The sequence below is a fragment of the Streptomyces sp. B1I3 genome, assembly GCF_030816615.1.
Classification (GTDB): Bacteria; Actinomycetota; Actinomycetes; order Streptomycetales; family Streptomycetaceae; genus Streptomyces.
Window position 1 is genome coordinate 946421 of sequence record NZ_JAUSYD010000001.1, and the last position, 11839, is coordinate 958259.

Annotated in this window: 11 protein-coding genes; 8 read left to right on the forward strand and 3 right to left on the reverse strand. The window is 69.9% G+C overall.

All coding sequences use genetic code 11. From position 1 onward, the window contains the following. Window positions 1-82 precede the first annotated feature (82 nt). Genes QFZ58_RS04720 through QFZ58_RS04730 form a run of 3 tightly spaced genes read left to right on the forward strand, consistent with a single transcriptional unit; the run spans window position 83 to window position 2897 of the window. Complete coding sequence (locus QFZ58_RS04720; RefSeq protein WP_307128768.1) at window positions 83-925, forward strand: YndJ family protein; 843 nt, start codon at window positions 83-85, stop codon at window positions 923-925. Continuing rightward, complete coding sequence (locus QFZ58_RS04725) at window positions 922-1461, forward strand: DUF1990 family protein (protein ID WP_307123625.1); 540 nt, start codon at window positions 922-924, stop codon at window positions 1459-1461. The genes QFZ58_RS04720 and QFZ58_RS04725 overlap by 4 nt, the downstream gene beginning before the upstream one ends. Further along, on the forward strand, window positions 1461-2897 hold the full coding sequence (locus QFZ58_RS04730) for a lipase maturation factor family protein (RefSeq protein ID WP_307123626.1): 1437 nt from the start codon (window positions 1461-1463) through the stop codon (window positions 2895-2897). Before QFZ58_RS04725 ends, QFZ58_RS04730 begins: the two co-directional genes overlap by 1 nt. A gap of 61 nt (window positions 2898-2958) precedes the next feature. Here QFZ58_RS04730 and QFZ58_RS04735 read toward each other — a convergent pair whose 3' ends face one another. From QFZ58_RS04735 to QFZ58_RS04745, 3 genes are all read right to left on the reverse strand, one after another. Further along, the gene (locus QFZ58_RS04735; RefSeq protein WP_307129094.1) at window positions 2959-3132 is read right to left on the reverse strand and encodes a hypothetical protein; all 174 of its coding nucleotides are present in this window, start codon (window positions 3130-3132) and stop codon (window positions 2959-2961) included. Between the two features lie 396 nt (window positions 3133-3528). After that, the gene (locus QFZ58_RS04740; protein WP_307123627.1) at window positions 3529-5016 is read right to left on the reverse strand and encodes an SDR family NAD(P)-dependent oxidoreductase; all 1488 of its coding nucleotides are present in this window, start codon (window positions 5014-5016) and stop codon (window positions 3529-3531) included. Between the two features lie 140 nt (window positions 5017-5156). Further along, window positions 5157-6620 carry an MFS transporter gene (locus QFZ58_RS04745; RefSeq protein ID WP_307123628.1) on the reverse strand — a complete coding sequence of 488 codons (1464 nt, stop codon included), beginning with the start codon at window positions 6618-6620 and terminating at the stop codon, window positions 5157-5159. A gap of 247 nt (window positions 6621-6867) precedes the next feature. Between QFZ58_RS04745 and QFZ58_RS04750 the strand changes: the two genes are divergently transcribed. From QFZ58_RS04750 to QFZ58_RS04770, 5 genes are all read left to right on the forward strand, one after another. Then, window positions 6868-7764, forward strand: coding sequence for an RNA polymerase sigma factor SigF (locus QFZ58_RS04750; protein ID WP_307123629.1), 897 nt, complete (start codon window positions 6868-6870; stop codon window positions 7762-7764). A 117-nt stretch (window positions 7765-7881) separates the two neighbouring features. Then, window positions 7882-9138, forward strand: coding sequence for a PP2C family protein-serine/threonine phosphatase (locus QFZ58_RS04755; RefSeq protein ID WP_373428519.1), 1257 nt, complete (start codon window positions 7882-7884; stop codon window positions 9136-9138). 83 nt (window positions 9139-9221) lie between these two features. Further along, window positions 9222-10832, forward strand: coding sequence for a CHASE3 domain-containing protein (locus tag QFZ58_RS04760; protein ID WP_307128770.1), 1611 nt, complete (start codon window positions 9222-9224; stop codon window positions 10830-10832). Then, complete coding sequence (locus QFZ58_RS04765; protein ID WP_307123630.1) at window positions 10829-11272, forward strand: response regulator; 444 nt, start codon at window positions 10829-10831, stop codon at window positions 11270-11272. The genes QFZ58_RS04760 and QFZ58_RS04765 overlap by 4 nt, the downstream gene beginning before the upstream one ends. Before the next feature lie 98 nt (window positions 11273-11370). Then, window positions 11371-11826, forward strand: coding sequence for an ATP-binding protein (locus QFZ58_RS04770; RefSeq protein WP_307123631.1), 456 nt, complete (start codon window positions 11371-11373; stop codon window positions 11824-11826). Window positions 11827-11839: the final 13 nt, after the last annotated feature.

Here is an 11839-nt window from a genome sequence, read left to right on the forward strand (position 1 = left end):
GCTCAGCCCGAAAAGACTTGAACGCGTTCAACTCTTCGGGGGTCCCAGGGGAGCGGCGCGCCACGACGCGGGGGTGGGCACGGTGTCCGTGCTGGTCGGACTGATCGTGATGCTCGGGATGCTGGTGGTCGTGCCGATGGGCCTGCGGCTCGTCGGCGACCCCGGGCTCGACCGGATACGGCGCCTGTGGCCGTGCTTCGCGGTGCCGGGCGCCGTGTCCCTCTGGCTGCCGCGCGGCAGCGCCGCCACGGCACTCGCGCTCTTCTACGCACTGGGAACCGCGCTCCTCGCCGCCCACGCACCCCGGCGCGTGGCCCGGACCCGCAGCCTGCGCCCGGCGGAGATCGCCCTCCTCACCGCGCTGGCCACCCCGTCCGTCGCCGCCCTCGCCCTCGTGGCCGAACGCTCGGGACACGACCTGTTCGGCTTCGGGCCGGGCATCCTGGCGCTGACCGTCCCGCACTTCCACTTCGCCGGCTTCGCCGCCGCTCTCGTCGCGGGCCTCGTCTGCCGGGCGGGGAACGACGGGGCCGCCGGCCGCTTCGCCGCCCTGAGTGTGCCCCTCGGCACCCTCCTGGTCCTGGGCGGCTACTTCGTCGGTGACCGGGCCGAGCTGGCAGGCGCCGTGGTACTCACCGCCGGGATGTGGACGGTCGCCCTGCTGACCTGGCGCACCGCCCGGGCCGGCGACCGGGACCGTGCCACCCGGGTGCTGCTCGCCGTCTCGGCCGCCGTCCTCGTGGCGACCATGGCGCTCGCGCTGAGCTGGGCACTCGGCGAAGCGACCGGGCTGCCGCACCCCACCCTGACCTGGATGGCCGCCACCCACGGGCTGGGCAACGCGCTGGGCTTCGCGCTCTGCTCGCTGCTCGCATGGCGCCGTCTCCACGACCGTGCCCCCTCCCAGGAAGGCAGGACCGCATGAGCACTCTGACGTACCCGGAAGTGGGCGCCACCCGTCTCGGGCCGCTCCCGGACGGCTACAACCACCTGCACCACCGGACCGCCGTCGGCCGGGGCCGGGCGTGCTTCGAGGCTGCGGGCGCCGCCGTCACCGAGTGGCGGATGCACCGCGCCACCGGGGTGCGGGTGCGCGCGTCGGCCGTTCGGGCCTCGGCCGGAGCCGCGGTCGAGGTGTCGGTGGGTGTGGGACGGCTCCGCCTCACCGCCCCCTGCGAGGTCGTCTGGACCGCGTACGAGCAGAACCGCACCGGTTTCGGCTACGGCACGCGGGCGCGGCATCCCGAATGCGGCGAGGAGAGCTTCGTGGTGGAACTCGCGGACGACGGGACGGTGTGGTTCACGGTCACGGCGTTCTCCCGCCCCTGCGCGTGGTACAGCCGCCTGGCCGGCCCCGTGGTGCCGGCGCTCCAGCGGTGGTACGCCCGCAGGCTCGGTACGGTGCTGCGAAGGACCGTGTCGGCGGCGTGGAGGCGGGGCGGGGCCGGATACTGGACGTGATGGACTGGTTCACCGCAGACGGCTACTGGCTGAGCAGGCTGGTCTTCCAGCGCTCGCTCGCCGTCGTCTACCTGGTCGCCTTCGTCTGCGCCGCCCTCCAGTTCCGGGCACTGATCGGGGAACGGGGCATGCTCCCCGTGCCCGACCTGCTCCGGCGCACCCCCTGGCGCGCCGCCCCCGGGCTGTTCCGGCTGCACTACTCCGACCGCTTCTTCGCCCTGGTGGCCTGGACGGGCGCCGCCGTCTCGCTCGCCCTGGTCGCCGGCCTGGACGGTCACCTGCCGCTGTGGGCGGCCATGGTCCTGTGGGCGGTCCCCTGGGTGCTCTACCTGTCGATCGTCCAGGTCGGCCAGACCTGGTACGGCTTCGGCTGGGAATCCCTGCTCCTGGAGACGGGCTTCCTTGCCGTCTTCCTCGGCAACGAGGAGACGGCCGCCCCTGTCCTGGTGCTGTGGCTGCTGCGGTGGCTGCTCTTCCGGCTGGAGTTCGGCGCAGGGCTCATCAAGATCCGCGGGGACGCGTGCTGGCGGCGGCTCACCTGTCTCGACTTCCACCACGAGACCCAGCCGATGCCGGGGCCACTGAGCTGGTTCTTCCACCGGCTGCCGAAACCGGCGCACCGGGTCGAGGTGGCCGCCAACCACGTGACCCAGCTGGCCGTCCCCTTCCTGTTGTTCACCCCGCAACCGGTGGCGAGCGTCGCGGCCGGCCTGATGGTGGTCACCCAGCTCTGGCTCGTGCTGTCGGGGAACTTCGCCTGGCTGAACTGGCTGACCATCGTCATCGCCCTCGCGGCGATCGACTGGTCCCCCCTGGCCGGGCCCGCACCCGCGGTCTCCGCCCCACCGGTCTGGTACGAGGTGGTGGTCATCGCGGTCACCGCCCTCGTCCTGGCCCTCAGCTACCGGCCGGCGCGCAACCTCGCTTCCCGCCGCCAGGTGATGAACCGGTCCTTCGACCCGTTTCACCTGGTCAACACCTACGGGGCGTTCGGCAGCATCAGCAGGACACGGCTGGAGGTCGTCGTCGAGGGCACCGACGAACCGGTGATCCACGAGACCACCCGATGGCGGGAGTACGGCTTCCGCGGCAAACCCGGCGATCCGCGCCGGATGCCCCGCCAGTTCGCCCCGTACCACCTGCGGCTGGACTGGATGATGTGGTTCGCGGCGCTCTCCCCCGCATACGCCCGCTCCTGGTTCGGGCCGTTCACCGAACGGCTGCTGCTGGGCGACCGGGACACCCTGCGGCTGCTGCGCCACAACCCGTTCCCCGGCGCCCCTCCGGTCCATGTCCGGGCCAGGGTCTTCCACTACAGGTTCACGGACTGGCACGAGCTGCGGTCCACGGGATGCTGGTGGCACCGGACCTACGTACGGGACTTCATGCGGCCCACCTCCCTGCCGGCACCGCTACGGCGCCGCGGCCCGTCATGAGAACGGCTCCGGCCCCCGCGGACGCGGGGGCCGGAGCTCAGCTCTGTGCGACGCGGGAGCGTCAGTCGATGCCGGGCAGGATGTGCGGCTCGGCCAGATCGTCCTCGTAGCCGGCCAGCCGGATCGGCGCCGACCGCGCCCAGACCTCGATGTTCCGGAGCTTCTGGGGCCGGTGGGGCCGCTCTCCGGACAGTTCGGCCGGGCGTTGTTCGCTCTGTGTCATTTCAGGTGTCACCGCGGACTCCTTTGTGTCGCGTAACCCCGGGGCGGTGGCGACGCCACGGCGGTGAGAACCGTGTATCGACCGCCCGCTGCGGGGCAGGGGCAGAAACAGTTCGGTCGCGGTGGCGCCGGTACGGGGCGGGACGTCGGCCTGCTTACAGACCTGTCCCAGGACGGCCGAGGAAGTTTCGTGGATCCCTTGGTGGCGTCCGTTCACTTCAGAGTAACCAAATGAGCGCCATCCCGCTCGACAGAACGTGTGGCCTAGGTCACTTTCAGCCAACGAGCCCTGCGGTCACCTGCGGCTCACGCGCCCCGCCGGTCACCCTCCCCCGGTGTGCGCGGGCTCCACGACAGCGGCGGCGGCCCGTGGGTACGGGCCGCCGCCGCGGCGGTCTGCGGGCCGGATTCACCAGCCGGCAGGCGCGTAATCCTTGAGGAAGCAGCCGTACAGTTCCTCGCCCGCTTCGCCCCGCACGATCGGGTCGTAGACACGGGCGGCACCGTCGACGAGGTCGAGCGGCGCGTGGAAACCCTCCTCGGCGAGGCGGATCTTGTCCGGGTGGGGGCGCTCGTCCGTGATCCAGCCCGTGTCGACGGCCGTCATGAGGATGCGGTCCTTCTCGAACATCTCCTGGGCGCTGGTACGGGTCAGCATGTTCAGCGCGGCTTTGGCCATGTTGGTGTGGGGGTGGCCCGCGCCCTTGTACCCGCGGCTGAACACACCCTCCATGGCCGAGACGTTAACGACGTAGGCGCGCTCCGACGCCCTCGCCATCGCCGGGCGCAGCCGGCTGATCAGGATGAAGGGGGCCGTGGAATTGCAGAGCTGGACCTCGAGGAGCTCGATCGGCTCGACCTCCTCGACCGTCTGGATCCAGCTGTTCGTGTCGTGCAGGTCGGGCACCAGGCCGCCCGCGTCGATAGCGGTCCCGGCGGCGATGCGCGCCGGCGAGGCGGATCCGGTGACCAGCGCGAGGTCGGTGACGTCCTGGGCGCTCAGCCCCTGGCCCTCCTTGCGGGCGGCCGGCAGCGCAGCCACCCGGTCCACGGTCCCGCTGCCGAACGTTCCGATGACCTCGGCGGCCGGCAGTTCACCCGCGGGCAGCGGTGCGGATTCGGCGCTGAGCAGCTCGCTGTAGGCCTGCGCGGAGCGGCGGACCGTCTGCGCGGCGTTGTTGATCAGGATGTCCAGCGGCCCCTCGGCGGCGACCGAATCGGCCAGCGCCACCACCTGGGCGGGGTCGCGCAGGTCGATTCCGACGATCTTCAGCCGGTGGATCCACTCGTCGCTGTCCGGCATTGCCTTGAAGCGGCGGATCGCGTCGTTGGGGAAACGGGTGGTGATCGTCGTATGGGCGCCGTCGCGCAGCAGCCGCAGCGCGATGTACATGCCGATCTTGGCCCGGCCGCCGGTGAGCAGCGCCCGGCGGCCCGTGAGGTCGGTGCGGGCGTCGCGCCGGGCACGGTTCTCCATGGCGCACGGCGGGCAGAGCTGGTGGTAGAAGGCGTCGACCTCGACGTACCTCGTCTTGCAGATGTAACAGGACCTGGGGCGCCGGAGTATGCCGGCGATCTCGGCGGTGGCCGAGGACGAGGGCAGAACGCCCTGGGTCTCGTCGTCGATGCGTTCGGCGGAGCCGGTGGCGGTGGCTTCGGTGACCGCCCTGTCGTGCGCGGTCTTGGCGGCGCGGCGCTCCTGGCGGCGGCGCTGCTTCACGGTGCGGTAGATGCCCGCCGTGGCCCGGCGTACGGCGATGGCGTCCGGGTGGTCGACCTCGATGGTGTCGAGCTCGTCGAGCACACTCAGGCAGACGGCCAGCCGCTCCGGGTCGATACCGGGACCGAACTCGTCGATTCCGGGAGCGAGCTCCGGGCTGTCCTCTGTCACCGTCATTGCCGTTCCTCTGTACTCGTCACTCGCGCCGCTGCTGGGCGTGGGGAGGAGGTCCGGCCGGGAGCCGGCGAGGGCCGGCACACCATGGGCCGAATGCCCCGGTCAAGTCTGCCACGAGTCCGGGGCTGCTCCGTTCGGCGTCAGGCCTTGCCCTCACTCACCGAGAGCGGGGTGGCGATGTCCTCCAGCGATTTCTGCTCCGCCGCCACCGCGAAGAAGGAGGCGACCAGTCCGGCGGCCACCATGAGGGCGGCTCCGATGCAGAACGCCAGGACGGTCTCGCCGACCACGCCGCTCGACGTCAGGTCCGCGAAGACCAGCGGACCCGTGATGCCACCGGCGGCGGTGCCGATGGCGTAGAAGAAGGCGATGGCCATCGCGCGGGTCTCCATGGGGAAGATCTCGCTCACGGTCAGGTAGGCGGAACTCGCACCGGCGGAGGCCACGAAGAGGACCGCGCACCAGCAGGCGGTCATGGTGACGGCGGTGAGCGCCCCGGCGCCGAAGAGCCACGCGGTGCCGAAGAGCAGCAGTCCGGAGAGGATGTACGTCCCCGCGATCATCGGTTTGCGCCCGACCGTGTCGAAGAGGCGGCCGAGGAAGAGCGGTCCCAGGAAGTTGCAGAAGGCGATGACGGCGAAGTAGTAGCCGGTGGCGCCGCTCGAGACGTCGAAGAACTTCACGAGGATCGATCCGAAGCCGAAGGTGATCGCGTTGTAGAGGAAGGCCTGCCCGATGAAGAGGGCGAGCCCGAGGACCGCCCGCTTCGGGTAGGAGCGGAAGACGGTCCGGGCGATCAGACCGAACCCGATGCTCTTGCGCTGCCTCACGGTGATGGCCGGCTCGGCCGGGGGCAGGCTCCTGCCGGTCTCCGACTCCACTTCGCGCTCCACCCCCTCGACGAGCTGCTCCGCCTCTTCGTCGCGGCCGTGGATGAACATCCAGCGCGGGCTCTCCGGCACGTGGCGGCGCACCACGAGGATGACGAGCCCGAGGACCACTCCCAGCGCGAACGTGAGCCGCCAGCCGATGTCCTTCGGGAAGATGTCGGTGTTCAGGGCGAGTACGGAGAGCAGGGAGCCCGCCATCGCCCCGAGCCAGAAGCTTCCGTTGATGATGAGGTCGACCCGGCCCCGGTACTTACTGGGGATCAGTTCGTCGATGGCCGAGTTGATGGCCGCGTACTCCCCGCCGATCCCGAAGCCGGTGAGGAAACGGAAGAGGAAGAACCACCAGGCGGAGAAGGAGATCGCGGTCAGGGCGGTCGCCGCCAGGTAGACGGCGAGGGTGATGAGGAAGAGCTTCTTGCGTCCGAAGCGGTCGGTGAGCCAGCCGAAGACCAGCGCACCGGAGCAGGCTCCGGCCACGTACAGCGCGGCCGCGATGCCGGTGACCTGGGCGTCGGTGATGGGGAGTCCGCTGCCGTCCTCCGAGAGCCTGCTGGCGATGTTTCCGACGACCGTCACTTCGAGGCCGTCCAGGATCCAGACCGTGCCGAGCCCGATGACGATCATCCAATGCCATTTGGACCAGGGCAGCCGGTCCAATCGGGCGGGAATCCTCGTGGTGACGGTGCGCTGACCCGCCACGCCGCTGTCGCTCATGCCCTCTCCTTCTCTTCCCGGGAACACCACACGTGCCCGCGATGAGGCGTCCCTCACACACGGACTATGCGACAGATAGGGCAAATCACCACAAACGCTGCGTATTCGATCCGCCCGATGGCGGCGACGTGAAGAAGGACGGCCGGTTCCGGCAGAGAGATAAAGAAGTTCCGTAAAAAGGAGGCATGACTTCCGGGAAGCCGGGAAGGTGCGGGTCGATACACCGGATTTCAGGGAGGGCGACACCATGACGGCCATGTCAGTGCGGACCACCGAAGCGATCGGCGCAACCGGCGCGCAGTGCGACGAGGCGGGCACGCGTTCCGACGAGGCCGCGCTTCCGTGGATCGAGGACGCGGGCAAGGTCGCCCCGCAGGACGCGCGTGCCATGTCGAAGCTGTTCTTCGACCGGCTCCAGGTCCTCGAAGAAGGAACCCACGAATACCAGTACGCGCGCAACACCCTGATCGAGATGAACCTCTCGCTGGTGCGGTTCGCCGCCTCGCGGTTCCGTAACCGGGGCGGGGACGACACCGAGGACATCATCCAGGTCGGGACGATCGGTCTGATCAAGGCGATCGACCGCTTCGACCTGTCGCGTGAGGTGGAGTTCGCCACGTTCGCGGTGCCCTACATCGTCGGTGAGATCAAGCGGTTCTTCCGCGACACGACCTGGTCCGTACATGTGCCGCGCCGGCTGCAGGAGTTGCGGGTCGAGCTCGCGAAGGCCAAGGAGCACCTGTCGGCCGAGCTGGACCGCGACCCGACGGTCGCGGAGCTCGCCAGGCACCTGGATCTCCCCGAGGAGGAGATCATCGAGGGCCTGGTCGCCGCCAACGGCTACTCGGCGGGCTCGCTGGACACCCCGAGCGCCGACAGCGACTCCGGCAACGACCAGCGGGCCTACGCCGATGTGCTCGGCGAGGAGGACCCGGCCATGGAGAGTGTGGAGAATCTGCACGCACTCGCGCCGCTGCTGCGACAGCTGGACGACCGCGAGCGGGCGATCGTCCGCATGCGTTTCGGCCAGGAGATGACGCAGGCCCAGATCGGCGCCGAGCTGGGCGTGTCACAGATGCACGTGTCGCGCCTGCTCAGCAGGATCGTGCAGCGTCTGCGCGCCGGCATGTGCGTCGAGGCCTGACCCAGGCGTCCCTTACCGATCTACCGAGGCCCGGCGGTCAGCCGGGCCTCGGTCACATATGCTTCACGGCGTCGCGGCGCAGGTGGGAAGCGCTGTCCGTCCGAGGGAGTGTGGAGCGTGGTCGAATTGCCGCTGGGCACTTCTGCGCGACTGTTGGAGCCCGCCGGTATCCCTGAGCAGCAGAACGACGCTGCCGACACGTCGTCCGTGTGGAACGTCGACGCGTCCCTGCTCCTGGTCGAGGACGACGCGGGTGACGCGCTGCTCGTCGAGGAGCTGCTGAGCGACAGTGAGCTGGACTCCGGGCTGACATGGTGCAAGACGCTGGCAGAGGCGCGGCGGTTCCTGCGGACCTGCCGCACGCCGGTCTGCGTCCTGCTGGATCTGCACCTGCCCGATGTGCACGGCCTCGACGCGGTCAGTCAGCTGGTCGAGTCCGCCCCTGACGCCGCCATCGTCGTGCTGACGGGCCTCGCCGAGTCGGAGACCGGACTGTCCGCGGTCGCCCACGGCGCACAGGACTACCTCGTCAAGGGCCGGCTCGATCCCGAGATCCTGGGCCGCGCGATCCGCTACGCGCTGCAGCGCAAGCACGCCGAGCGATCGGCCACCGCCATCCGGACCAGCCAGCTCATCGCCCAGGAGAACGCCAGGCTGGAACGGGCACTGCTGCCCATCCCGTTGCTGCGGGACGACAGTTTCCGGGTCGCCGCCCGCTATGAGGCCGGCCGTGCCCACGGCCTGCTGAGCGGCGACTTCTACGACGTCGTGCAGACCGCGGACGGTGCGGTGCACGCCGTGATCGGTGACGTGTCGGGGCACGGAGCAGCCGAGGCGGCCCTCGGTGTCTGTCTGCGGGTCGCCTGGCGCACCGCCGTCCTGACCGGGGTTTCCCAGCTCGAGAAGATCGAGCTCCTGGAGGGGATACTCGTCGCCGAGCGGTCGGATCCCCATGTGTTCGCCACGGTGACCACGCTCGTGTTCCCGCCGGGCAGGGACCGCGTCCACATCGCACGGGCCGGGCACCCCGGTCTGCTGCTGCGCCTCGGCACGGACGTCAGCTGGGTGGAGCCCGACGTGGGCATGGCCCTGGGCCTGCTGCCCGGCGTCGGCCGCTGGACGCTCACGGAACTGAAGCTGGCTCCCGGCAGCGAGGTCGTCCTCTTCACGGACGGCCTGTTCGAGGGCCGTACGGGCCCGCAGTCCCGGCTCGGGGAGGAAGGGTTGCTGGACATGGCGACGAAGTACGGCGCGCTGGAACCGCGCGCCTTCGTCGACGCCCTCGTCGCCGAGGCCACCGACAGTGCTTCCCCGTACGGAGGGCTGGCCGACGACGTCGCCGTCCTGCACCTGGGCTGGAGGGTCGACTCGTGAGCGCTTCCGGAACCACGGAAAGGCCCGGCACCCTCGCGGAAGGGCCCGGCGGAGGCACGGCGGAGGCACGCGGAACCACGGAGGTGACCGACAGGCGGCCGGCGGCCTTCGCGCGGCTGTCCGTGCAGAACTGGGTGCACCTGATCCTGGCGGGTTTCGTCCTGGTGGTCTGCGGATGCCTCGTCGTCGGCGGGCTCGTACTCGCCCACATCTCCGACCGGACCACGGACCTCGTGGACCGCATCCAGCCCGCCCGCTCGACGTCGTTCCAGCTGCAGAACGCGCTGCTCGACCAGGAGACCGGGGTACGCGGGTTCGTCCTCTCCGGTGACACCTCGTTCCTGGAACCCTACGAGGCCGGTGTGCGGGCAGAGCGGCTGCGGCTGGCCCGCCTGCGCTCACTGGTCGGGGACGAGGAGCCGCTCGCCGGGGACCTGGACCGGATCGAGGAGGCCGCCCAACAGTGGCGCACCGTGCGGGCCGAGCCGCTGATCGCCGCGGCGCGCATGGGAGAGCCGGCTGCCGCCGGGTCGGCCCCACTCCGGCAGAGCAAGACCGAGTTCGACACGCTGCGACGGCTGTACACCGCCCAGCAGCAGCACCTGGACACCGCTCGGGACCACGTCCGTGCCGAGCTCGACGACGCCCGGGTCATCCGTGACCGGGTACTGATCGCGCTGGTGATCGGTTTCGTCCTGACCCTCGTCTCGCTCAGCCTGCTGCTGAACCGCGTGGTGGGCCGGCCGCTGAACGCGTTGGCCAGGGCGTCGGACGAGGTACGGGCCGGGACGTTCGGCCGCCGGATCGAGGTCCGGGGGCCGTCGGACGTGGAAGCGGTGGCCTCGGCGGTGGAGGACATGCGCCGCCGTCTGGTCGCGGAGCTCGCCGAGTCCCAGGAGCGCGAGACCCTGCTGGCCGAACAGACCGGGGAGCTGCGGCGCTCCAACTCCGAGCTGGAACAGTTCGCGTACGTGGCCTCGCACGACCTGCAGGAGCCGCTGCGCAAGGTGGCTTCCTTCTGCCAGCTGCTGGAGAAGCGGTACGGCTCGGAGCTCGACACACGCGGCAAGCAGTACATCGACTTCGCGGTCGACGGCGCCAAGCGCATGCAGGTGCTCATCAACGACCTGCTGACCTTCTCCCGGGTGGGCCGGGTCCATGAGAGCTGGAAGCCGGTGGACCTGGACCGCTCGCTGGACCGGGCGCTGTCCAATCTGACCCTCGCCGTCCAGGAGGCCGAGGCCACCGTCGTACGCGAGGACACGCTGCCGGAGCTGCTCGGCGACTCGACGTCGCTCACCATGATCTGGCAGAACCTCATCGGGAACGCGGTCAAGTTCCGCCGGCCCGACGTGTCGTGCCGGATCACCATCGGGTGCGTGCGGGAGGGCGACGACTGGCATCTCACGGTCGCGGACAACGGGATCGGGATCGCACCGGAGTTCTCCGACAAGGTGTTCGTCATCTTCCAGCGTCTGCACGCCCGTGACGAGTACGAGGGGACGGGCATCGGTCTCTCCCTCTGCCGTAAGATCGTCGAGTTCCATGGTGGCCGGATCTGGCTGGACCCGGCGCCGGCCGAGGGCACGCTCATCCACTTCACCCTGCCCGTACTGCCCGAGGCACCCACCCACACCACGGCGGAGCTGCTCGCGCCCGCCGTGCTCACCCCCCGTTCGGGAGACCACGCGTGAACGAGCCGGTCAAGCCCATCGAGGTCCTGCTGGTCGAGGACGATCCCGGCGACGAGCTGATGACCCGCGAGGCGTTCGAGGACAACAAGATCCGCAATACCCTGCACGTGGTCCGCGACGGACAGGAGGCGCTCGACTTCCTCTACCGTCAGGGCCAGTACACGGACGCCCCGCGTCCCGATCTGGTGCTTCTCGACCTGAATCTGCCGAGGTACGACGGCAGGCAGGTGCTCGAACGCATCAAGACGGACCCGGAACTGGCGCTGATCCCGGTGGTGGTGCTCACCACGTCCTCGGCAGAGGAGGACATCCTGCGCAGCTATAAACTGCACGCCAACGCCTATGTCACCAAGCCGGTCGACCTGGAGCAGTTCATCGGTGCGGTGCGCCAGATCGACGACTTCTTCGTGAGCGTGGTCCGGCTGCCCGGACGTGCGTAAAATGAGCGAAGTCTCCTGGAGTGGGTTCTCTCGACGCGGGTAGACGATCGGCGAGAAATGGTCTGCACGACCACCCTGCGGCGTCTTGGCTGGAGCACATGAACGATCAGGCCACTTCACGGCCGGACGACACCTGTCGGAGCGTGTCGTCCACGGAGGTTCTGCTCACCGCCCAGGTCTTCGACGGCGAGCCGGGATGCATCGCCGAGGCCCGCGCGTTGGCTGAGCGCTTCCTGGTGCGCCTGGTGGCGGAGTGGCTGGCTGTGCTCGGCGAGCACACCCGCAGCGATCTCATGCTGGCGGTCAGCGAGCTCGTCACCAACGCCGACCGATACAGCCACGGCCCGTACATGCTCGAGCTGGAGGGCAACGCGGAGCGCATCAGCGTGACCGTGTACGACAGCAGCACAGCCCTCCCCGTCCTCTACTCCCCCGACCCCAGCCGCCTCGGCGGTCACGGCATGGAGATCGTGGTCGCGCTCTGCGACCGGCTCACGGCCGAGCGGGTGCCGGTGGGCAAGCGCATCCGGGCGGAGTTCCAGCTGAGCACCTGAGCGAGTGCGTACG

Coding starts and splice junctions, on each gene's coding strand:
- QFZ58_RS04725 (WP_307123625.1), top strand. CDS start 922: ATGAGCACTCTGACGTACCCGGAAGTGGGCGCCACCCGTCTCGGGCCG.
- QFZ58_RS04730 (WP_307123626.1), top strand. CDS start 1,461: ATGGACTGGTTCACCGCAGACGGCTACTGGCTGAGCAGGCTGGTCTTC.
- QFZ58_RS04740 (WP_307123627.1), bottom strand. CDS start 5,016: ATGACGGTGACAGAGGACAGCCCGGAGCTCGCTCCCGGAATCGACGAG.
- QFZ58_RS04745 (WP_307123628.1), bottom strand. CDS start 6,620: ATGAGCGACAGCGGCGTGGCGGGTCAGCGCACCGTCACCACGAGGATT.
- QFZ58_RS04750 (WP_307123629.1), top strand. CDS start 6,868: ATGACGGCCATGTCAGTGCGGACCACCGAAGCGATCGGCGCAACCGGC.
- QFZ58_RS04770 (WP_307123631.1), top strand. CDS start 11,371: ATGAACGATCAGGCCACTTCACGGCCGGACGACACCTGTCGGAGCGTG.